The organism is Micromonospora auratinigra, from assembly GCF_900089595.1.
In the GTDB taxonomy this organism is placed as follows: domain Bacteria; phylum Actinomycetota; class Actinomycetes; order Mycobacteriales; family Micromonosporaceae; genus Micromonospora; species Micromonospora auratinigra.
On sequence record NZ_LT594323.1, the window covers coordinates 1446661 to 1467687 of the forward strand.

Sequence of the window (21027 nt, forward strand, 5' to 3'; positions counted from 1 at the left end):
CCGGCGCGCGTCACCTGTGCGGTGGCCCGCTCACGCCGCTGAGCGTGTGCGGGTCTGCTGATGAGCGGGCAGGCCTTCGGCGCTCACGGTGACTCCTGCAGCGGCCAGACCTCGACCACGCCGTGCGCGACGGCGCACGGTGTACGCGACGCGATGTCGATGGCCTCGGCCAGCGTGGCTGCTTCGATGACGGCGAAGCCGGCGACCGGGAGCGCGGAGGCCATGAAGGGGCCGTCCTGCGTGGTCACCTGGGCCGCGTCGTGGTTCCGTACCTGCACGGGCTGGCCGGCGAGGCCCATGTCGACCCCGTCCTGGCGCAGGCGGTCGTCGTGCGCATGGGCCGCGTCGCGTACGGCCGCGTCGGTCTGGTCGTAGCCGGCCTGGTCGCCGTACCCGATGGTCACGAACTTCGCCACAGCAACTCCTCTCGTGCAGGGTTGTCGACCGATAGGGCGTTTCCCCTTGAATCATCCCTGCCCGGGACGAAGCCTGCACCCCGGTGGTGGCCGCGGCGCGGCGGCGATGCCCGGGATGGTTGCCCCGGGCGGCGACGACGCCTGACCGGGCGTTGCCGGTAACCGGGTACGGTCCCGGGCCACACGCCCAGGCTCCTGGGTGATTCCTCCGCTCCACAAAACGGTTTGCGGATCGATGGGATGGACGGAGGTGGATCTGCGCGTCAAGGGTCGATGCGGCGGATGCCATGTTGGGCCACCAAGCCCTGACTCCACCGCTACGCCCTTCCTCTAGCTGCAGTAACCATCCGGGCGTTCTCATGGCGAACGGGTCTTGACGGCGAGAGGGATCTGCCGCATGCTCTGCAAACCGGTTTGGAGATCTGCTCCGATGACGCCGGTGAGACCTGTGAGGTGAGCATGCGTCAGGATGCTGCGGGGCAGCGGCCCGAGCGGGGGCAGGGGCGGGACGCGGGTATGAGCGTCATCGGCGAGCCCGCCGCCGGGATGCCGACGATCGACGAGGTCGCGGCGGCTGCCGGCGTCAGCAAGACCACCGTCTCGCACGTGCTCAGCGGCAACCGGCCGGTAGCCGCGGCCACCCGGGCCCGGGTGGAGCAGGTGATCGCCGAGCTCGGCTTCCAGCCCAGCAGCGTCGCGCGGTCGTTGAAGGCCAGCCGCTCACACACCGTCGCTCTCGTGGTGCCGGACGTGACCAACCCGTTCTACCCGGCCCTGGCCCGCGGACTGCAGAGCAGCCTGGAGGCCGACGGCTACCTCAACCTCCTCGCCGACACCCACGGTGACCCGGGACGCGAGCGGATCTTCATCGCCGACGCGGTGGCCCGCCGGGTCGACGGCATCGTGCTCGCCGGCCTCGCGCTCTCCTCGGCCGATCTCGCCGCGACCGTACGCGCCGGCATCCCCGTGGTGTCCGTCGGCGGCCAGCTCGCCGACGCCGGCATCGACGTGGTGACCGCCGACGACGCGCGCATCGCCGCCGACGCGGTCCGCTACCTGGCCGGGCGCGGACACCAGCGGATCGCGACGGTCGCGGGCGCGCAGGGCAACCCGCCCGGCCGGGCCCGCCTGGACGGCTTCCGGCGCGGCCTGACCGAAGCCGGCCTGCGGGCGGACGCGGACCTGCAGATCGTCAGCGACTGGACCCGCGACGGCGGGTTCGAGGGCACCGCCGGGCTCCTCGCGCTGCCGTACCCGCCGACGGCGGTGTTCTGCGCCAACGACCTGATGGCGATCGGTGCCCTGGACGCCGCCCGGGCTGCCGGCGTGGACGTCCCGTCGGGTCTGGCCGTCATCGGTGTCGACGACATCGACGCGGCGGCGCTCGTCGACCCGCCGCTGACCACGATGAAGATCCCGGCGTTCGACATCGGCCACACCACGGGCTCGCTGCTGCTGGAACGCATCCGGGCGCCGCGCCGGCACATCCCGCGCCGCAGCGTCCTGGTCGGGCACCAGCTGATCACCCGCCGCTCGGCCTGAACCACCAAGAGGAGAGAACCACCCATGCATGACGTCCTCGACCCGCGTGACACGGTGCCCGACGAACTGGCCCAGCTGGCCAGCAGCGGCTACGACGTCGCGCACCTGCGGCCGCTGCTCGCCGACGCGCTCGACAACGGCGAGCAGGCGCGGTTGTCCTCGGTGCGCGAGGCGCTCAACCGCGCCGACCGGCACCCCGGCTGGACCTATCGTGAGCCGGCCGAGCGGAGCGCGATTCTCGCCGAGTTGACGCACCCGGTCACCCCGACACCGTGGCAGGGCACCGCCGAGGAGCTGACCGACCGCATCCACGGCGCGTGGCTGGGCCGCTGCGCCGGTTGTTGCCTGGGCAAGCCGGTGGAGGGACTGACCCGGGCCGAAGTCGGCCGGTATCTGGCCGCAGCGGGAGCCGACCCGCTCACCGACTACCTCCCGCTGCTGGACCCGCTGCCGACCGGGGTGAGCCACCTGCACGAGTCGGCGCCGTTCGCCAGCCGAGGCCGGTTCACCATGACCCCGCGCGACGACGACCTCGACTGGACCATCCTCGGCCTGCACCTGCTGGAAACGTACGGTCCGCAGCTGACGACCACGGACATCGCCCGGGAATGGCTGGACCGGCTGCCGTTCACCCAGACCTTCACCGCCGAGCGCGCCGCCTACCGCAACCTGCTGCACGGGCTGCGACCGCCGGCCACCGCCACGACGGACAACCCGTACCGGGAGTGGATCGGCGCGCTGATCCGGGCCGACATGTGGGGTTACACGAACCCGGGCGACCCGGCCCGCGCGGTGGAGTTCGCCCTCACCGACGCGGTGCTGTCGCACGTCGGAAACGGAATCTATGGCGAGATGTGGGCGGCGGCTCTCGTCGCGACGGCGTTCACCGCGCCGGACGCGCGGACAGCGCTGGACACGGCCCGGACCTGGATCCCGTCGCGCAGCCGGCTGCGCGAGGCCCAGGACCGGGTGCTGGAGCTGTTCGACGCCGGCAAACCCTGGGGTGAGGCCACCGACATCCTGCACGGCGAGCTCGGCCACTACAACTGGGTGCACACCATCAACAACGCGGTCTGGATCAGCGCGGGACTGCTCTGGGGCGCCGGTGACTACACCCGGACCCTCGAGCTGACGATGCGCAGCGGTGATGACACCGATTCCAACGGCGCGACCGCCGGATCGGTCTTCGGCGCCCTGCACGGCCGTGCGGCGATCCCGGAGCGCTGGACGGCCCCGCTGGGCGGCGCGGTCCGCAGCGCCATCCGCGACTTCGACCGCACGCCGATCGCGGAGCTGGCCCAGCGGACCTCCCGGCTCGCGCTGACGTCGCTCGGGCAGGTGACGCGATGAGCGCCGCGCCGACCCCGCAGCGTCCGCTGCGCGTGATCATCGACACCGACCCGGGTCTGGGCGCGCCGGGCGCGGACATCGACGACGGCCTGGCCATCGCGCTCGCCCTGGCCTCGCCGGAGCTGATCGTCGAAGGCCTGACCATCGTCAACGGCAACGTCGACACCACCGCCGGCACCGCCAACGCCCTCGCCCTGCTGGAGCGGCTCGGCCGCACCGACGTGCCGGTGTTCGTCGGCGCGGGCGCGCCACTGCGCCGGGACATGGCGCCCGTGCACGAGCTCTTCGCCCGGGTCCTGCCCGACGCCGGCGTGCCGACGGCCCGACCGGTGACCCGGCCGCGCCCGGAACACGCCGCCGTGTGGCTGGCCGACACCGTGCTCGCCGCGCCGGGTGAGATCACGGTGCTGGCCATCGGACCGATGACCAACCTCGCCCTGGCCCTGGCCCTACGTCCGGAGATGGCCGGCGCGGTCCGGGAGTTCGTCATCATGGCGGGCGCCGCGACCACCTACGCACAGAACATCACGCCCGTCGGGGACTTCAACGCCTACGTCGACCCCGAAGCGCTCGACGTGGTGTTGCGCAGCGGCGCCCCGGTGCGCATGGTCGGCCTGGACCAGACCATGCGGGTCCGGCTCACCCGCGCGCACGCGGCGAGGATGCGGGAGGTGGGCAGTCCGTTCGCGCTCTGGGCCGCCGACTGCACCGACGCGTGGATCAGCTTCCTGCACGCCGCGTTCCCCTCGCGGCCCGAACACGTCGACGGGTGCTTCCTGCACGACCCGCTGACCGTGGCCGCCGTGCTGCGGCCCGACCTGGTCCGATTCGAGCCCGCACACGTGCAGGTGGAAATGGGCAGCGAGCTGTGTCGCGGCCTGGTCGTCGCCGACCGTGGGCTGTCGCTCACCCCTCCCGCCGGCCCACCCAACGCCGCCGTCGCCGTCGACACCGAGGTCGACGCGTTCGTGGAGTTCTTCCTCGACCGGCTGCTCGCCGCGGCGCCCTCGGTCGAGACACCCGCATCCGATCGTTCCTGAGACACCCCCGCCTCACATCCCCCACGAAAGGAACTCCCACCATGGCGTCACTTCGCCTCGGCCGGCTGCTCGCCGGCACGGCCGCGGCCCTCACCGCGTTGACCCTCGCCGCCTGTGGCGGCTCCGCCGACGCCCCCGGGGCCGCGCCGCTGCACAAGGCCGACGACCTCAAGGACCCGACGTCGAAGGTCGTGCTGACCTACGCCGGCGCCGCCTACGACGCCAAGGCCCTCGAACCGGTCTTCGCCGCGTTCACCAAGGCACACCCCACCATCGAGATCAAGTACGAGAGCGTGCCGTTCGACCAGCTCAACAGCGTGCTGTCGGTCCGGCTCGGGTCCGGCAACGCCGACCTGGACCTGTTCGACACCGACATGCCGCGCACCGCCGCCTACCAGGGCCGCGGGTGGCTGACCGACCTCACCCCGGCGTTCGGCGACCTCAGCGGCAAGATCGACAAAGCCTCCGTGGATGCCGCCACGGTCGACGGCAAGCTCGTCGCGATGCCGCTGCAAACCTCCAGCCAACTCCTGTACTACAACAAGACCCTGCTCACCAAGGCCGGCATCGCGCTCCCGTCGGCCGATCCCGCTCAGCGCATGACGTGGGAGCAGATCAGCGCGGACGGACGCAAGGCGCAGCAGTCCGGGGCCAAGTGGGGCCTGCTGCTGGATCAGGTCGACCGGTACTACCAGTTGCAGCCGCTCGCCGAATCACTCGGCGGCGGTCCGGGCGGCGAGGGCAAGGGCAACCTCACCCCGACCGTCGACAACGCCGCGTGGCGCAAGGCGTTCACCTGGTACGGCCAGCAGTTCGCCGACAAGGTCTCCCCGCGCGGCGTGCCGACCGCGCAGACCTCGGACCTGTTCGCCGCCGGTCAGGTGGCGTTCTACCCGGGCGGACCCTGGTGGGCGCCGAAGTTCCTCGGCGCGAAGGGCCTCGACTTCGGTGTGGCGGCGTACCCGGCCTTCGCCGGCGGTAAGCCGGTCACCCCGACCGGCGCGTGGTCGCTCGGACTCAACCCGAACAGCAAGAACCGCGACGCCGCGCTGATCTTCATGAAGTTCATGGCGCTCGACGGCGGCGGGTTCAGCCAGTACATCACCGACCTGGCAGTGCCGCCGGCGAACGTGGCCGGCACCGAGAAGTACTACGCGCAGAAGACGTTCACCGACCCCAAGATGAACGGCGCGGTCGCACTGCTCAAGCACGAACTGGCCGACACCGCCACCATCCGGCTCAAGACCACCGGCTACATCGAGTTCGAGGACATCATGGGCCGCGCCTTCACCGACGTCATCAACGGCGTCGACGCCGGCACCGCGTTGAAGAAGGCCCAGTCCGAGCTGGACGCCGCCTGGGCCAAGTACCGCAAGTGAGCCGTGGCGGGTCCCGGCGCGCCGCCGCCGGGCCGGGACCCGCCACGTCCAGCCGGTGCCGCCGCACGAGAAGAGGTTCCCTCATGGCACAGCCCGCCGTCACCTCCCCCCACGACCCCGCCACCCGTGCGGCGAGCCCTCTGCTGGCCGGCACGGCTCCCGTCACGGGTGCGGGTAGCGCCCATCGGACGAGCCGGGTCAGGTCCCGGGCCCGGGCCAAGCGGCGCGACAGCCTCGCCGCGGCCGGTTTCCTCGCCCCGGTGCTGGCCTGCCTCGTGCTGCTGCGTCTCCTTCCGGCGGCCAGCGCGCTCATCGACAGCCTCTACAGCCGGCTGCCCGGCAGCCTGCTCCCGGCCGAGTTCGTCGGCCTGGACAACTTCACCGCCCTGTTCGCCAGCCCCGGCTTCCGGACGTCGCTCACCCAGACCCTGGTGTTCAATCTGCTGGTCAACCCGATCCAGATCCTGGCCGCCCTGGCCCTGGCGGTGCTGATGACCCGCCGACTGCCCGGGACCGGACTGTGGCGCACCCTGGTGTTCCTGCCCAGCGCCGTGCCGATGCTCGGCTCCACCATCGTCTGGGGCATCGCGCTGCGCCCGGACGGTCCGGTCAACGGTGTGCTCGGGCTGTTCGGCATCGGCCCACAGCCGTTCTTCACCTCCGCCGGCCAGGTGCTGTGGAGCCTGATCCTGCTCGCCTCCTGGATCGGCGTCGGCTACTGGATGATGTTCCTCATCGCCGGCATCCAGGACATCCCGCCGGTCTACTACGAGGCGGCCCGCATCGACGGGGCCGGCCCGGTGCGCACCTTCTTCGCGGTGACCCTGCCGCTGCTGCGCCGGCCGCTGCTGTTCGTGCTGGTCGCCGACACCGTCGCCAACTTCGTCCTCTTCGCGCCGATCCAGGTCCTCACCAACGGCGGCCCGCAGGACAGCTCCAACCTGCTCATGTACGACGTGTTCCGCCACGCGTACCAACTGTCGGATCCGCACACCGCTGCCGCCGAACTGATCGTCCTGCTCACGATCATGCTGGCCGTCGTGGCGCTGCAGTTCCGCCTGCTCACCGGCAAGGAGACGGGATGAACCCCAGCCGAGCGTTTATCCGTGGCGGGCACCGGCCGTCAGCGTGGCCGCGGCACGCCCTCACCGCCGTGGCCGCCGGCAGCGCGACACTGTTCCTGGTGCCGATCCTGTGGCTGATCGCCAGCGCGCTGCGCACCAGCAACGAGACCTTCTCGTCCTCCGCGCCGCTGTCCTGGTGGGTGCTCGTGCCCCGCGACCCGACCGCCGACAACCTGCGCCGGCTGATCGAAGTGGGTTTCCTGCGCAACGTCGGCAACTCGATTCTCGTGGCCGCGCTCACCGTCGTCGCCGGGCTGGCGATCTGCGCCATGGCCGCGTTCGCGCTGGCCGTCATCGACTTTCCCGGCCGCCGGCTGGTCTTCGCCCTGGTCGTGGTGAGCTTCCTGGTGCCGTTCGAGGCGACCGCGATCCCGCTGTCGACGACGTTTCGCCAATGGCACCTCGACAACACCATCACCGGCCTCGTGCTACCGGGCATCGGCAACGGCCTCGCCGTGTTCATGCTGCGCCAGTTCTTCCTCGGCATCCCCGCCGAGATCCGCGAAGCCGCCCACGTCGACGGCGCCGGCTGGTGGCGCACCTTCTGGCAGATGTACCTGCCCCTGTCGCGGCCCGCGCTGATCGGCGCCGGGCTGATCCTGTTCCTGTTCCAGTGGCAGGCCTACCTCTGGCCGATCCTGATCACCTCCGACCCGACGCGTGACGTCGCCGCCGTGTCGCTGGCGCGCACCTTCGGCGCGTTCACCAACGACTACGGTCTCACCTTCGTCGAGGCCGTGATCGTCAGCATCCTGCCCGCCGGGGTGCTCCTGCTGCTGCAACGACACTTCATCGCCAGCGTCGCCGCCACCGGAGGCAAGTGATGACCGCAACGCCACAGTTCGACGTGGCCGTCGTCGGATCCGTCAACATCGACGTCATCGTCCGGCTCGCCCGCCGCCCGCAGCCGGGGGAGACCGTGCACGGCGAGCAGTTGAGCCACCGCCCCGGCGGTAAGGGAGCGAACCAGGCCAGCGCGGCGGCCCGCGCCGGCGCGCGGACGGCGCTGGTCGCCGCCACCGGCGACGACCCGCACGGTGCCCGCCTACGCGCCGGGCTCGCTCACGCCGGGGTGGACGTCAGCCGGTGTACGACAGTCCCCGGCCCGACCGGCACCGCGCTGATCGCCGTCACCCCCGACGGCGAGAACAGCATCGTCATCATCGGCGGCGCGAACGAGCACCTCACCGCCGTCGACGCCTGGCCGGCCGCCGCCTGCTACCTGACCCAACTGGAGATCCCACTCGACACCGTCGTCGCCGCCGCCCGGCACGCCCAGGCGACCGGAGCGCGCTTCGTGCTCAACGTCAGCCCGGCGCAGCCGGTCTCGCCGGAGCTGCTGCGGCAGGCGGACCCGGTCGTCGTCAACGTGCACGAGGCCGCCCTGCTGCTCGGCGCGGCGGCCCAGACCATGGCACCGGCCGACTATCCCGCTGCCCTGATAACGGAAGGAGCCCGCTCGGCGGTGGTGACACTGGGAGCGGCCGGCGCCGCCTGGGCGGACGCCACCGGCGCCGGCACCGTCGCCGCACCGTCCGTCGAGCCGGTCGACACCACCGGCGCCGGCGACGCCTTCGCCGGCGCGCTCACCGCCGCCCTGGCCCGAGGGGTGCCGATGCCGGTCGCGATCGCGGACGCGAACCGCGCCGGCGCGGATGCGACCCGGTGGCACGGCGCCGTACCGTGGGACTGAGGGCCTCGGGCGACGCCATCCTCGTCTTGAGCAGGCCGGCGCACGGGAGGCCGCCGCGAGGGGCAGCCCCCGCAGGCTGCGAGGCTTGGTACACCCTGCGGCGGGGAAGCCCTGGCGCTGCCAGCGAGCGGCGGTCGCCCCTACTGCATGAGGTGACGGACCTTCTCAAAGGCCGGGTCGAGCTGTGCTCCGGCCGATGCCCGGCCCTCGCGCCACTGCGGCAGGTGTGATTCGAGCTCGGCCCGCGCGGTGCTCTGCGAGTCGACGTAGAAGTGCAGCGTACGTTCGCGGCCGGCCGTTTCGTGTGCGACGAGCACGCCATCGGGGCCGATGGTCGCGCTCAGCTCATCTTCGAACCTGCGCAGGGCCGCCAGCGACTCGTCCACCGGGAGCTGCCCTTCGTTGTGCCGCTGATAGGGCAGCCTGATCGGCACGTGCAGGTCGAACCGGGGCCAGCGGGCAGGACGTAGCGGTGACGCCGCGGCGGCCATCAGCGGGGTTCCGTCGCGCCGCTGACCCCGCATGAGCACCCAGGAGTCCTCTTCACCCGCCAAGGCGGTGGCTGCGCGGCGAAGCTCATGCGGCGTTCGGGGGTTCGCCGGCTCCGTCGCGGTCCAGGTGATCTCGCCGATCCAGGTCTCCACCTCGTCCTCGCCCAGCGCCCAGTCGAGCGTGAGGAAGCTGATCTGGCCCCGAACGTCGTCCGGCAGGTTCACGAAGGCCGGGTGGTGGCAGACGACGTCGATCTGGCGGCGCTGCATGTCCACGGCGACGCCGTACCGCATGTCCCCAAGGTCCAGCTTGTGGCCGTCAAGCTCGATGGTCGACTCGAAGACGGACAGCTCACCGGCGCGCACGGATCGATAGGACCAGGTGTCGTCGGCGGGCGGAGCGGCGCTGAACCAACGGGCGGCGACGGCCCGTACCGTGTCCTGCCCGCCGGCCGTCACGACCAGCACGTGCGCGGAGGTGACGCCGCGAGTCAACTCCCACTGCAGGTCCGGATGAATCGCGTGGACACGATGTCCGAGTTCACCGGCAAAGCCCTGCACCGTGCCGGCGTCGATCGCCTGCGCGACCTCTCCGCGTGCTGTCGCCCACCACTGCCAGAACCCGGCGATGGTCTCCATCGTGGGGCGTGCCTTCTTCCGAAACAGACCCATGGCCGCGCAGCGTAACGGACAGCGATCTTGCAAGTTCGGCTACACACCTGCGACCTGCGCGACTGCTGGGCAGCCGCTTCTCTCACAACGGGGGCTCCGGTGCTCTCCACCACGCCGACCAGGGCAGACTTGCACGACGCGGCCGATGAGTGGTCAGCTCGGTGCTGGTCCTCGCTCGCACGCCTCGATCGCGGCGCGTACGTCGTCGTCGCTGGTGTCGAACCTTCGTAGCAGCGGCAACAGCGAGGAGTCCTTGAGGTGTGCTGCCGCCTCGAAGATCAAAATGCCCACGCTCGGCTGCGCCAACAATTCGGCGACAAGGGGACGTACGGCGTCGTCCCGGCGGCGGGCGAGCGACACCACCGCCTCGTCTCGAGCCGCGAGGTACGCGTCGTTGGTCCGTGCCCACAGCGCCTGCCGTACGGCTTCGGAATCGGCGTCGGTCTGGGTGCCCAGCCCGAACGTCGCCCAGTCGCGGACCTGAGGATCCGGGTCGGCGCTGAGGGAGATCAAGGTCGCTGTTCCGGATGCCTCGGGTGGGTCGCTCAGGAGCATCGACAGCTCGCCCGCGACCTGGAATCGCACGTCGGCGTCCTGGTGGGCCGCCAACGCCGTCAGGATGGGCAGACCACGTGCGTCCTGCGCGCCGCCCAGCGCCCGGACGATGCCGATGAGGACGTCAGGGTCACGCTCCTGCGGGTATTACACGGCCGCTGAGCGCAGCGCGAGCCTGTCAACGCCGCCTGAAGCCGTTCTCAGGCGGAGTCGCCAGTTCGATGCGCAGCCCAGGCTCCGGTTCACATGGCGAGGTCGTGCATCCAGACCTTGGTGCTCTGCCTGGCTTTGTTCGACCATTTCGACGCGTTCTAGACGGCGAAGGCGTCCAGGACCGCCTGCTCGACAACTGACCAGGCGGGGAACCTCGCCAGCCATTCTTCGGCCTGCTCGGCGCTTGGCCGCTGCTGATCAACCGGGGGACGAGTAAGGCGAGTTCAACCCATGCCGCAGCCCTGGTTGCCCATGCCCAGTCCACGATCCGTAGACCGTGCGTGGTTCTCTATCAGGTTGGCTGGATTGAGGTCGGTGTGGAGGAGGGCCTCGCCGTCCATGGCGGGGAGCCTGAACCCGAGCCTGGCCGCTGGGCTGAACCAGGGCTTACCCGGCGCGGGTATCTGCTGAAGTCCTTCCAGTGTTTCTGCAAGCAGGTCGAGATCGGTGCCGTCGGGCGAGAGATCAGGGTGGGTCCGGCAAGGTGCTCGGTTCCTACCACCAGCCAGCCATCGGATTCGAAATGCCACAGGACCGCGGGTGGATACCGGTCGACGGCCCGGGTGGCTGCCAGCTCGTAGCGCAGCGACCGAATGCCAAGGTCTCCGGATGCCGCCTTGACGAAGGCCTTTCCGGCCGGCCCAGTGACGGTCGAGGCGATCTGGGCATGGTTGCCGGTCGAAGCCGGCGTTGCGTCGAAGGTTCCACCGATCCGTTCGGCGATCCCCACGGTGACACTCTCTGGCAGAGCGGTCCAATCGCTGCGCATCGTCCTCCTCACGATTATTTGCTGAGCTGCGGCGGGTTCGGCGGGTGGGGCTCAAAGCACGGCTGTCCTCGGAGGGGACCGCCCCGGGTTTGGTTGACTCGCGGGGTTGAGTGGTTCAGGCCGCGTGTGCGGGCCTGTTGATTGTCTCGAACTCGATCGGTGTGAGGCGCCCGAGACGTCGTTGCCGACGCCGACGGTGGTAGGTCCGTTCGATCCAGGTCACGATCGCTAGGCGCAGTTCCTGGCGGGTGGCCCAGCGTTGCCGGTCCAGAACGTTGCGCTGCAGCAGGGCGAAGAACGATTCCATCGCGGCGTTGTCTCCGCACGCCCCGACCCGGCCCATCGAGCCAGTCAAGGCGTTGTGGTGCAACGCTTTCACGAACTTTCGTGAGCGAAACTGGCTACCCCTGTCCGAGTGGACGATAGTGCCGGACGGGTCCCGCAGCCGGACCGCGTTCCGCAACGCCGTGACCGCCAGGGAGGCTTTCATCCGTGAGTCGATGGAGTAGCCGACGATCCGGCCGGAGTACACGTCCTTGATCGCGCACAGGTACAGCTTGCCCTCGCCGGTGGGGTGTTCGGTGATATCGGTCAGCCACACCCGGTCCGGCGCGTCGGCGGTGAACCGGCGTTGCACCAGGTCGTCGTGCACCGGCGGCCCGGCCCGTCTCGTGAGGCCTCTGCGTTTGGCGAACGCCGACCAGATCCGCTGCTGTGAGCAGAGCCTGGCCACCCGGTTCGCGCCGGCGGTGATGCCGTGGGCGGGTAGTTCGTCGGTGATGAACCGGTACCCGAACGCCGGGTCGTCGGCGTGGATGTCGAGAGCGGCGTTGATCAGATAGGCGTCTTCCAGGTCCCGACGGGTGACCGGGCTGGTCTTCCACGCGTAGTAGGCCTGCTTGCTGAAGCCCAGCACCCGGCAGGTCACCGCGACGGGGATCCCGTCCGCGGCCAGGTCACCGACCAGCGGGTACGTCATTTTGGGGCGATCTCCTTGGCGAAGAACGCCGCCGCCCTGCGCAGGATCTCGTTCTCCTGCTCCAGCAGCTTGTTGCGGCGTCGCAGCTCCCGCAGCTCTGCCGACTCGGAGCTGGTGGTGCCGGGGCGGATCCCGTCGTCGGCGTCGGCGATCTTCAACCAGCGGTGCAGGCACGACTCGGAGATCCCGAAGTCCTTCGCGATCTGGGCGATCGGCGCCTCGCCCTTGCGGGCGACCGCGACCACGTCACGGCGGAACTCCGGCGGGAACGCTTTGGGCATGGCAGACATCCTTCCAGCGAGGAGCACATCCTCACAGGTCAGGAGTCAACCGAACCGGGGGCAGTCCCGAGCTCGTATCGGACCGCGGCGGTCTTCCCTCGTCAATGGTCCAGTGAGGTCCTCACCTACGGCTGCTGACTCGGCGGCGTGTGGTGCGGGTTCTGCCAGGTGTGGCTCGGCAAGAGTGGAGCAACGCGGCGGAGGGGATCTCATTCGGTGGGGTGATCGGCTTTGCGGGCGCAGTGTTGGCAGCGTCGTGGGCAGGGGGTGGTCGATGCCGCGTTGATGAGGCCGCTTTCCTGCAGGATGGTGCCGACGGTGTGTTCGAAGGCGCTCGATTCGGGGATGACCGTCTCCTCCGCGATGCCGAGCAGGTCGCGGTGGGTGTACCAGTGGCGCATCTGTTCGGGCGTGACGGGGATCGGTTCGGCGCGGCCGAGGTGGCGCCGGACGGTCTCGTCGAAGGTCACGTCGGGGTAGAAGACGGCGACGGGGCCGCGGTGGTGGTCGATGAGGTGTCGCAGGGCTATTGCGTAGCGTTCGGTGTGCAGGATGCCTTCGAGGATGACGTGGTAGCCGAGGTCGAGGGCGGTGCGGGCGGTGGCGGTGATGAAGGCCGGTGCGAGTGGGTCGATGTGGGCGCTGTCGTGTTCGCGGAGCACTGTTCGGCGGAGGTAGTCCTGCTCGAGGAGGGCGGCGCCGCGGCCGAATCGGCGGCGGACCTCCCGCGCGGTGGTCGTCTTCCCGCTTCCTGAGTTCCCTCGGATGATCACCAAGGTCGGGTGGCTGACGTTCATGCTCGGCCTTCGGGTGTCGCCCAGGTGAGGGCGGTGGTGGTGTGTCGGCGGGGAACGAGCAGTCGTGTCTGCTGGGTGGGCGCAGGTGTGCTGCCGTGGGGGTGGACGGTGATGTGCGGGCCGGGCCTGTGCCGGTGGTGGCGGTCCCAGGTGGTGATGAGGTCGATCATGTGGTCGGCGAGCGCGGGGGCGCGGGGGCCGTAGGCGCGGGCCCCGAACTGCCAGGTGGTGTCGTCGAGTCGGCGGATAGCCAGGTAGGCGATGCTGTCCTCGGTGACGAGGGCGGGACAGGCGACCCAGTTCTCTGGGGCCAGGTCCGTGGCGCGGTCGCGGTTGGTGGTGATTAGGCCGTAAGGGTGGGGTTGGCTGGCCAGCCACAGGTGCAGGGAGTCGAAGGGCGTCGCGGGTGGCATGGTCACCGGTGACCAGAGGTCGGTGCGGGGGCCGTCCAGGGCGGTGGTCAGGGCGGTGAGGTCGCACGCGGCGGTGGTGGGGTCGTCGACGAGCAGGGTGACGTCGTTACCGCGCAGCTGGCGGCGGATGGTGGGGTCGGCGCCGGCGCCCTGCATGGCTACGAAGCCGCAGACGACCGCATTGGTGGCGGTGAGGTGGTCGCCGTGGCGGATGAGGGTGAGGCAGCGGGTCTGACCGCGCATCCGCAGGGGCACGACGAGGACGCCGTCGGGGGCGAGTTGGTCGGTCCAGGCGGGTGGGATGTCGCTGCCCTCGACGGTGACGATGATCGCGTCGTACGGTACGCCCGCCGCCCAGCCGGTGGCCGCGTCGGCTTGGACCGCCTGCACGTGCGGGTACCCGGCGGCGTCGAGGGCGGCTTGGGCGTGATCCACGACGTGGGGGTCGATGTCGATGGTGGTGACCTTGCCGCCTGGGCCGACGATCTCGGCGATCAGCGCGGCGTTGTAGCCGCCGGAGCCGACCTCGAGCACCCGCGCGCCGGGGCGTAGCCGGGCGGCGTGCAGCATGGTGGCCTGCAACCACGGCGCGGAGATCGAACTCGTCGCCTTCCCGCCCGGATCGCGGCGGGTGACGACCACGTCATCGGCGTACGCGGCCTCGATGCTCACCCCGTCGGGTGCGAACAGATGTCGTGGCACCCGCCGGAACGCCGCCTCGACCGCAGGTGAGGTGATCATTCCGTCGGTGAGCAGCTTGGCGACGAGCCGCGTGCGGGCGTCATCGACTGCCGTGGTGTTGAGCGCGGCACCAACCACGATGTGAACCTCCATCGAGTGCTCTCGTACGACACCGGAGCGGACAATAGCCGAGGTAACTGACATATCAGCCCCACAGCTACCGTCGTCGCTGATCGACCACGTACTGATGCATGAACTCGCGTACCCGCGGCACGCACCCGCGTTCTGGGCACCGGTGGAACGGGGCCATGCCTGCCTACCCACGCCCGGCCTTTGACCTCCTCGGTGCCGGCGCCTGGCTGTGGATGGGCCGAGTGAATCACCGATGTCAGTGGGACAGGGTCATCAAGGCGTGGTGTGAGCATTGGAGCGGTGCTCATTCGCGGGGAGCCTGCTGCCAGTGGTGACTCGCAGGTCCCAGCCAGGCAGGTCTTCCTCATCGTCGGGCACGAGATAAGGGTGGAACCAGCTGGCTTCTGGCCGGCCGGCCTGCTCCCACTGGTGCAGCCAGGTCTGTAGCGAGGCAAGCGACGGTGAGTGCGCGCTGTCGGCGAGGATGGTGCCGTCGGTGAGGATGACAGCGGCACTGCTGGCGGTGGTGTGTCCAATCCCGCGTCGGCCATCATCGAGGGCGGCGATGCTGCGGTGGGCTCCGCCTGCGATGACGGTGAAGGCCGACCAGGACAGCCAGTCGAGGGGCCCCCGGTGGTAGCTCTCGATGTGCCCGGGGTTGCGTAACAGTTTGAGAGCGTGGCGGGCACCGGTGTGTTGCGGGTCGTCCTGGTCGCGCCAGCCGATGGAGATCCATGCCGGCTGGGGACAGCGGGTGTGGTAGTCCACCCAGCGGCCGGGAAGGGTCAGGGCGTCGTCGACGGGAGTGGCGGTGCTCTGGGCGTATCCGCCGAAGGTGACCGCTTCGACGTCTGGTTGTCCCGCTGGCAGGGTGATGGTGGCGATGAGAGTGGTGGAGGGCTGCTCGGCGATGGGCAGGCAGGCCACGATCCGGCCGTCAGCGGTGAGTTGATCCACCCACGCGCGGGGGAGCTTCGGCGGTGTGCACCAGGCGACGATGCGGTCGTAGGGGGCGTGTCGCTGGTAGCCAGCCATGCCGTCGGCGGTGCGGCAGGTGATGGTGGTGAGTCGACGTTCGCGGTGCAGGCGGTCCGCCCATGCGGTGAGGTGGTCGCTGATGTCGATGCTCGTGACCCGCCCGGTTCCGCCGGCTCGGGCGGCGAGCAGCGCCCCGGAGTATCCGGTGCCGGTACCGATTTCCAGCACATGATCGCCGTCGCGCACGTCAAGGGCGAGCACCTCGCGGTGGATCGACTCAGCTGCGGAGCGGTGCAGCGTGTCGCCGCGGTCCTCGTTGTGGACATAGAAGTGCTCGGGGACGCCAGTGATCAGCGGGTCGTGCTCGTTCACAGGACTCCTTTCGCAGGCGATCAATGGCACATGGGCCATCCCACGAGGACGCCCTGGGACTTGTCCTACCGTTTCTGTGCCGGAGTGTCACTGAACGTCCGAGCGGCTCACGGCGGCCACGGCCAGTCATGTCGCATCTGGTGAGGTCTGGTGGGGGCAGCGAGGCGAGCAGTGGTGAGGGAGCTGCCGTGGTGGCGACGCTGCGTGGGTGGTGACCGCTGGCAGGCGGTGCGGGGCCCAGATCGCTCACAGCGTGGCAGCCGAGGCGCGGTCGGGCAGCCGCTAATGACTGTGCACGGTCATCTCGCGGGTCGGTGGACGGGCCGTCACCTTCTCGCAGATGCTCAGCAGGTCGGGATGGTTGCGTAGCTTGGTGTAGCCCTGAGGCGGATGGAACGAGCCGAGCTCGGCCTTCAGCTGGTCCAGCGGTATCCCCGGGTACTGCGCGACGCGCTGGATGGGGATTGCGAACGCCTGCGGCAGGTCCTTCACGTATTCGAGCACCGGCGCGCCGTTGCCGGCGCGGGCCTGCTCGGCGATGTCGGCGATCCGCTGAGGTGTGTCCACCACGGCGGGCCCGAGGTCGATCACCGCGCCCAGGCGGGCCACCGGGGCGGTGAGGTAGACGTACCAGCGCGCCGGCTGGCCAGCCAAGAAGCGGCGCCGGAACTCATGGCGCTTCGCGCCGGCCCAGATCAGCTCGTAGTAGATCGGGTTGAGCGACATCAGCACCGGCTCCCGGACGTCGGCCGAGTCGTCACCGTCGCTGGGCAGGCGGGGGAGTGGGCTGCTGGCGAACACATTCTTCGTCACCTCATCTATCGTGCGGCCAGCATGGGCCCGGGAGCAGCTGCCCGCGGTGGTCGGTGTGTCGCGGTCGCCGCTCCCGAGCCGGTCCGGCAGCTGCGGGGTGCGCCAGTTGGCGATCACCCAGGGCAGATCGTTGTGACTGGTGGCTCCCGCAAGGTCGTAGTGTCAGTCGACCTGGGCAGTGCCGGAGTGCCGGTCAAGGCGGGCGGTGATCACCCGCGATCCGCCGATCGGCCTGCAGTTCGTGGTCCTTCGGCATCCATGACTGGAGCAGGTGAGCAGTGCCGCTGACCGCGTCGGTGATCATGCCGCCGGTCACCGGCTTCGTAGACAACGCCTTGCCCGGCAGCGTTGCGGAAGATCCACCTCCGGGCAACCGTCAACTGCTTCTCGGAGTGAAGCGGATTGCTGAGCCCGTACACCGCCGAGCCCTGTCCTGCCCTCAAACCGGGGGATAGCGCGCACCATCGCTGCGTCGTGTCGCGTGCCGGGGGAGCGCCGCCCGCAGGGTTGTCGTCAGCTCGGTTGGCGGACCGCCCGGCTCGGCTGCCGGTCCGCGTCCGCGCCAGCCCAGGCCTCGCCAGCCTCGTCGAGCCGCATGATCGTCAGCTCGGGGCCGTCAGGGACGACCAACTGCCCATGTTTGGTGTAGCCGTGGCGAGTGTAGAGGCGCTGGCTGTCGGGGGCGGTGGTGGTCCAGCCGGGCAGGTTGAGCCGCCGTAAGCGGCTGCGGTGGTGGGCCAGCAGCGCGGCTGCGAGGCCGGTGCGCTGCAGATGGCCGGCGACGGCAAGGAACGCGAGGTGGTAGTGGGCCTCGACGGGGGTGGCGTCGTCGATGATCTGGTCGAGGAGCCGGAACCGTTCCTGGTGTGCGCTGGCGGCGTAGGCGAGTCGGGGGGCGTAGTCGGCGGGTGGGGGCAGTGGCCGGAACCGGTGCAGGCCCACGGCGGCGGCGGTGAGGTCGTCGGTGACGCGGATGTCGCCGTAGAACAGGGCGTGCTCGACCCAGATCGCGACGACGTCGGTGAGGACTTGACGGCGGGTGTCGGGGTCGGGGACGAGCCAGCGGCCGAGCGGGCTGGCGGCGAGGGTGTCGCCGATGAGGGCGGCGATCATTTGGCGTTCGCCCCACCGGGCGGCGCGGATGCGGGGTGGCTGGTGCACGCGGGCTCCTTCGTCAGGGAGGGTCAGCGGTAGGCGGCGGTGGCGAGGTCACCGACGGCGGCGTCGACGGCGGCGGTGATGTCGCGGACCGGTCGGTGGTGCTGTGCCGCGATGGTCTTCAGATGCGCGGTCAGTGCGGTGGTGTCGTCGTCGAGGTAGAGGTGGTCGGCGAGGTGGAGGACGGCGACGAGTCCGGCGAGAGCGGCGCTGTGGTTGTCGGGTTGTTCGCGGCCTGCGGCGAGGTAGCGCAGGCGGGCGCGGGCCACGACCGACCATCGGCTGTCGGTGGGCAGGTACGTCTCGGCGCGGAGCAGGCCGCCGAGGCGGCGGTGGGTGGTGTGGCGCAGGATGCCGGCGGCGACGAGACCGGCGCGGGTGCGCTCGTACAGGTCGTCGGCAAACCCACGCAGCCAGGTACGCAGTGGCGGGGCGGCGCGGGCGTGACGGATGGAGGCAATCGCCGTGTCGGCGATCAGGTCACCCACCTGTCGGTCGAGGTACAGCCGCACCCACCGGTCCCCGGCCGGGCGGCTGTCGTCGGGGTCGAGGACGATCCGGCCGGCCAACACGAGGTCGATCAGCACGGCGCCGGCGAGGCCGAGGGCGAGGGCCTGGCGGTGCAGGTGGGGTTGGCCGGTGTCGTCGTTGTGGCCGAGCAGGAACAACTCGTCTCGCAGCGGCAGCCGGGGAACGGATGCGGTCATGGTGTGTCTCCTGCCGCCGTTGTTGCCGTGAGGCGTCGTAGCCGGGCGTGCACGTCGCCGTAGGGGGGATGCAGCCGGGGCAGCAGGTCCTTCTCGACGGCGGCGAGGACGGTGTAGTTGGGGTCGCAGACGTTGCCGATCGGGGCGCGGGCGGCTTGGGAGAGGAGCTGGTAGGCGTCGAGGACCTGCATCCCGCACAGGTCGACCGTCCAGGCGGTGAGGTCCTTCTGCGCCATGCGGTAGGCGTCCTCGAGCGGTCGGGCGCAGCCGACCGACATGATCTCGGCATCGGTCTCCAGCCGCGGCCACGCCGTGTCGACGCCCTTGATCAGCTCGACGGCGAGGGTGGTGACCGTGGCGATCTCCACGCCGACGCCGCACGCTTCCCCGTGACCTTGGCGGGCGTGTCCGTCGCCGAGGGCGAGCAGCGCCCCGTGCACGTTCACCCCCAGATACAGGGTGCTGCCGGCCCGCAGCTCCGGGGTGTCGAGGTTCCCGCCGTAGTAGTCCCCGACGATCGTGGACCGCACCTCCATCGCGGGGGCGACGCCGATGGTGCCGATCATCGGATCCAACGGCAGCTCGACGAGGTGATCGCTGGCGCTGGCCCAGTACCGCACCACCCCCTCCGCCCGATCGACGTCGTACACCCACACCCGCTCATCCAGCGGCGGCTGCAGAGTGGCGGTGTGCGCGGTCGACGTCAGCGCCCCGAAGTACGGGAACGTCGCCGACACACCCCAGCCCCGGGCCGGGACGATGGAGACGATGTGCACCGCCAGGGTGTCGCCCGGCTCGGCGCCCTCGACGAAGAACGGCCCCGACACCGGATTCAGCTGCCCCGCCTGGCACACCAGCGACGGCAGATCCGCCGGACCACGGACGCGGCCGCCGAAACAGTCTTCCGTGTACACCTCGAACACCTCACCGGAGCGGACATGCGCCACCGGCAGCCGACCACCGAACGTATACGCCAACTCGTCTCGCGCCGGCCGGTAAGAGAACATGCTCATGCCGGTCACACCCGCTCCGACATCGGCACCGTCACCTGCGAGGCCGGTGCGAAGCCCGACAGCACCGGCCGGCGGCCCGACACGTACAGGCCGGCCAGGACCAGCACACCGAGCACGAGCCACGCCAACCCGAGCCGCTGCGCGGCGATGTTCGCGTTCACCACCACCCATCCCAGGATCACGAAGCCGATGGCGGGCATGACCAGGTGCGCCCACCAGTTGCGGCTACGACGCCGGATGAGGTGATGCACCACGACCGTGACGTGCAGGACCAGGAACGCCACCATCGCCCCGAAATTGATCAGCGACGACAACAGGGTTATCCCATCCGCCCGGGTCGCCATGTACAGGCCCAGGACCAGGGACACGGCACCGGTGAGCAGGGTCGCGTTGACCGGCACGTTGCGCCGCGGCGACACCCGGCTCAGGAACCGGGGCAGCTGTTGGTCGCGCGCCATCGCGTACAGCAGCCGCGACGTGGCGACCTGCGCCACCATCGAGTTCGGCAAACCCCACGCGACCGCGGTCGCGACCGCGCACACCGTCGCCAACCACGAGTCACCGGCCACGCGCGCCGCGTCATAGAAGGCCGTTCCACCCGCGTCACCCTGGGCCAGGAGCGTGGCCGGGTCGGGGACGAGCATCGCCGCCAGCCACGTCTGCGCGATGAACAGCGCCCCCGCCAGCACGAGCACGACCGCCATCGCCCGGCCGACCTGCCGGGCCCCGTCGCGGGTCTCCTCGGCCAGCATCGAGATGCCGTCGAAACCCAGGAACGACAACACCGCCACCGACACCGCCCCCGCGACCACCGACCAGGTGAACGTGTGCGGGTTGTAGAACGCCTCCCAGCTCAGACGGCCCTTGCCGGACATCAGCGCGCCCACGGCGACGACCACGAAGAGGGCCAGCACGACAAGCTCGCCGACCAGCATCACCTTCGTGACCACGGCCGTCATCCGGATGCCCAAGCAGTTGACGACCGTGTTGACCGCCACGAAGCCAAGCAGCCATCCCCACACCGGCACCTGCGGCACCGTCGCGTGCATCGCCACCGACGCCACCAGATACAGCAGCCCGGGCACCAGCACGTAGTCCAGCAGGATCACCCAACCAGCCAAGAACCCCACCGGCGGGCTGATGCCACGGCCGGCGTAGTTGTAGACGCTCCCGCTCATCGGGAACGCCCGCACCATCTGCGCGTACGAGAACGCGGTGAACACCAACGCCACCACACCGACCAGGTACGCCAGGGCCACCATGCCACCCGAGCTGGCGTAGACGCTGCCGAAGATCGCCATCGGCGCGATCGGCACCATGTAGACCAGGCCGTATGCCACCAAGTCACGGAACCGCAGCTGACGGCTCAACTCCTGCCGGTAGCCGTATCGAGCCAAACTGTCGGTCATTGGGTCCTTCCAGGGTTGATTCCGGCAATCGCGCCGGTAGCCGTTAAGTC

At 70.2% G+C, this 21027-nt stretch carries 18 protein-coding genes and 1 pseudogene; 7 read left to right on the forward strand and 12 right to left on the reverse strand.

The window, feature by feature from the left end:
• Positions 1-83 precede the first annotated feature (83 nt).
• Complete coding sequence (locus GA0070611_RS06390; protein WP_091659016.1) at positions 84-416, reverse strand: YciI family protein; 333 nt, start codon at positions 414-416, stop codon at positions 84-86.
• 459 nt (positions 417-875) lie between these two features.
• Here GA0070611_RS06390 and GA0070611_RS06395 point away from each other — a divergent pair, with 459 nt between their 5' ends.
• The 7 genes from GA0070611_RS06395 (at position 876) to GA0070611_RS06425 (ending at position 8544) form a co-directional block, all read left to right on the forward strand.
• On the forward strand, positions 876-1958 hold the full coding sequence (locus tag GA0070611_RS06395) for a LacI family DNA-binding transcriptional regulator (protein ID WP_157740220.1): 1083 nt from the start codon (positions 876-878) through the stop codon (positions 1956-1958).
• A 24-nt stretch (positions 1959-1982) separates the two neighbouring features.
• A complete protein-coding gene (locus GA0070611_RS06400; RefSeq protein WP_091659023.1) occupies positions 1983-3308 on the forward strand; it encodes an ADP-ribosylglycohydrolase family protein in 1326 nt (441 codons plus the stop codon).
• Complete coding sequence (locus GA0070611_RS06405; protein ID WP_091659028.1) at positions 3305-4348, forward strand: nucleoside hydrolase; 1044 nt, start codon at positions 3305-3307, stop codon at positions 4346-4348. The genes GA0070611_RS06400 and GA0070611_RS06405 overlap by 4 nt, the downstream gene beginning before the upstream one ends.
• A 41-nt stretch (positions 4349-4389) precedes the next feature.
• Positions 4390-5727 (forward strand): ABC transporter substrate-binding protein, encoded by a 1338-nt coding sequence (locus GA0070611_RS06410; RefSeq protein ID WP_091659033.1) that lies wholly within the window; start codon positions 4390-4392, stop codon positions 5725-5727.
• Positions 5728-5810: 83 nt separating this feature from the next.
• Positions 5811-6812, forward strand: a complete 1002-nt coding sequence (locus tag GA0070611_RS06415) for a carbohydrate ABC transporter permease (RefSeq protein ID WP_091659037.1) — start codon at positions 5811-5813, stop codon at positions 6810-6812.
• Entirely contained in the window at positions 6809-7675 is an 867-nt protein-coding gene (locus tag GA0070611_RS06420) for a carbohydrate ABC transporter permease (protein WP_091659041.1), read from the forward strand. Before GA0070611_RS06415 ends, GA0070611_RS06420 begins: the two co-directional genes overlap by 4 nt.
• Positions 7675-8544, forward strand: a complete 870-nt coding sequence (locus GA0070611_RS06425) for a ribokinase (RefSeq protein WP_091659044.1) — start codon at positions 7675-7677, stop codon at positions 8542-8544. The genes GA0070611_RS06420 and GA0070611_RS06425 overlap by 1 nt, the downstream gene beginning before the upstream one ends.
• Before the next feature lie 140 nt (positions 8545-8684).
• On the opposite strand, the gene GA0070611_RS06430 is transcribed toward GA0070611_RS06425, so the two are convergent.
• From GA0070611_RS06430 to GA0070611_RS06485, 11 genes and pseudogenes are all read right to left on the reverse strand, one after another.
• Positions 8685-9707, reverse strand: coding sequence for a DUF695 domain-containing protein (locus GA0070611_RS06430; RefSeq protein WP_091659048.1), 1023 nt, complete (start codon positions 9705-9707; stop codon positions 8685-8687).
• Between the two features lie 153 nt (positions 9708-9860).
• Positions 9861-10388: pseudogene (locus GA0070611_RS06435) on the reverse strand (hypothetical protein); the annotation flags it as partial.
• Positions 10389-11359: 971 nt separating this feature from the next.
• Positions 11360-12504, reverse strand: a protein-coding gene (locus GA0070611_RS06445; protein WP_091659059.1) for an IS3 family transposase whose coding sequence is annotated in 2 segments (ribosomal slippage) — positions 11360-12234 and positions 12234-12504 — 1146 coding nt in all. Because the reading frame shifts where the segments join, the coding sequence is not laid out codon by codon here.
• 209 nt (positions 12505-12713) lie between these two features.
• A complete protein-coding gene (locus GA0070611_RS06450; RefSeq protein WP_091659062.1) occupies positions 12714-13301 on the reverse strand; it encodes an AAA family ATPase in 588 nt (195 codons plus the stop codon).
• Positions 13298-14548 carry a methyltransferase, FxLD system gene (gene fxlM / locus GA0070611_RS06455; protein WP_091659065.1) on the reverse strand — a complete coding sequence of 417 codons (1251 nt, stop codon included), beginning with the start codon at positions 14546-14548 and terminating at the stop codon, positions 13298-13300. The genes GA0070611_RS06450 and fxlM overlap by 4 nt, the downstream gene beginning before the upstream one ends.
• A gap of 252 nt (positions 14549-14800) precedes the next feature.
• Positions 14801-15877, reverse strand: coding sequence for a protein-L-isoaspartate O-methyltransferase family protein (locus GA0070611_RS06460; RefSeq protein WP_091659070.1), 1077 nt, complete (start codon positions 15875-15877; stop codon positions 14801-14803).
• A 282-nt stretch (positions 15878-16159) separates the two neighbouring features.
• Positions 16160-16807 (reverse strand): hypothetical protein, encoded by a 648-nt coding sequence (locus GA0070611_RS06465; RefSeq protein ID WP_231921349.1) that lies wholly within the window; start codon positions 16805-16807, stop codon positions 16160-16162.
• 396 nt (positions 16808-17203) lie between these two features.
• Positions 17204-17851 carry a GNAT family N-acetyltransferase gene (locus GA0070611_RS06470; protein ID WP_157740221.1) on the reverse strand — a complete coding sequence of 216 codons (648 nt, stop codon included), beginning with the start codon at positions 17849-17851 and terminating at the stop codon, positions 17204-17206.
• Between the two features lie 23 nt (positions 17852-17874).
• Positions 17875-18555 (reverse strand): GOLPH3/VPS74 family protein, encoded by a 681-nt coding sequence (locus GA0070611_RS06475; protein ID WP_091659076.1) that lies wholly within the window; start codon positions 18553-18555, stop codon positions 17875-17877.
• Positions 18552-19568 carry an acetamidase/formamidase family protein gene (locus tag GA0070611_RS06480; protein WP_407940413.1) on the reverse strand — a complete coding sequence of 339 codons (1017 nt, stop codon included), beginning with the start codon at positions 19566-19568 and terminating at the stop codon, positions 18552-18554. The genes GA0070611_RS06475 and GA0070611_RS06480 overlap by 4 nt, the downstream gene beginning before the upstream one ends.
• A gap of 5 nt (positions 19569-19573) precedes the next feature.
• Positions 19574-20977: an APC family permease gene (locus GA0070611_RS06485; RefSeq protein WP_091659084.1), complete on the reverse strand. Its 1404-nt coding sequence runs from the start codon at positions 20975-20977 to the stop codon at positions 19574-19576.
• Positions 20978-21027 lie beyond the last annotated feature (50 nt).

Coding starts and splice junctions, on each gene's coding strand:
- GA0070611_RS06395 (WP_157740220.1), top strand. CDS start 876: ATGCGTCAGGATGCTGCGGGGCAGCGGCCCGAGCGGGGGCAGGGGCGG.
- GA0070611_RS06405 (WP_091659028.1), top strand. CDS start 3,305: ATGAGCGCCGCGCCGACCCCGCAGCGTCCGCTGCGCGTGATCATCGAC.
- GA0070611_RS06425 (WP_091659044.1), top strand. CDS start 7,675: ATGACCGCAACGCCACAGTTCGACGTGGCCGTCGTCGGATCCGTCAAC.
- GA0070611_RS06400 (WP_091659023.1), top strand. CDS start 1,983: ATGCATGACGTCCTCGACCCGCGTGACACGGTGCCCGACGAACTGGCC.
- GA0070611_RS06415 (WP_091659037.1), top strand. CDS start 5,811: ATGGCACAGCCCGCCGTCACCTCCCCCCACGACCCCGCCACCCGTGCG.
- GA0070611_RS06420 (WP_091659041.1), top strand. CDS start 6,809: ATGAACCCCAGCCGAGCGTTTATCCGTGGCGGGCACCGGCCGTCAGCG.
- GA0070611_RS06410 (WP_091659033.1), top strand. CDS start 4,390: ATGGCGTCACTTCGCCTCGGCCGGCTGCTCGCCGGCACGGCCGCGGCC.
- GA0070611_RS06450 (WP_091659062.1), bottom strand. CDS start 13,301: ATGAACGTCAGCCACCCGACCTTGGTGATCATCCGAGGGAACTCAGGA.
- GA0070611_RS06480 (WP_407940413.1), bottom strand. CDS start 19,568: ATGAGCATGTTCTCTTACCGGCCGGCGCGAGACGAGTTGGCGTATACG.
- GA0070611_RS06475 (WP_091659076.1), bottom strand. CDS start 18,555: ATGACCGCATCCGTTCCCCGGCTGCCGCTGCGAGACGAGTTGTTCCTG.
- GA0070611_RS06430 (WP_091659048.1), bottom strand. CDS start 9,707: ATGGGTCTGTTTCGGAAGAAGGCACGCCCCACGATGGAGACCATCGCC.
- GA0070611_RS06485 (WP_091659084.1), bottom strand. CDS start 20,977: ATGACCGACAGTTTGGCTCGATACGGCTACCGGCAGGAGTTGAGCCGT.
- fxlM (WP_091659065.1), bottom strand. CDS start 14,548: ATGGAGGTTCACATCGTGGTTGGTGCCGCGCTCAACACCACGGCAGTC.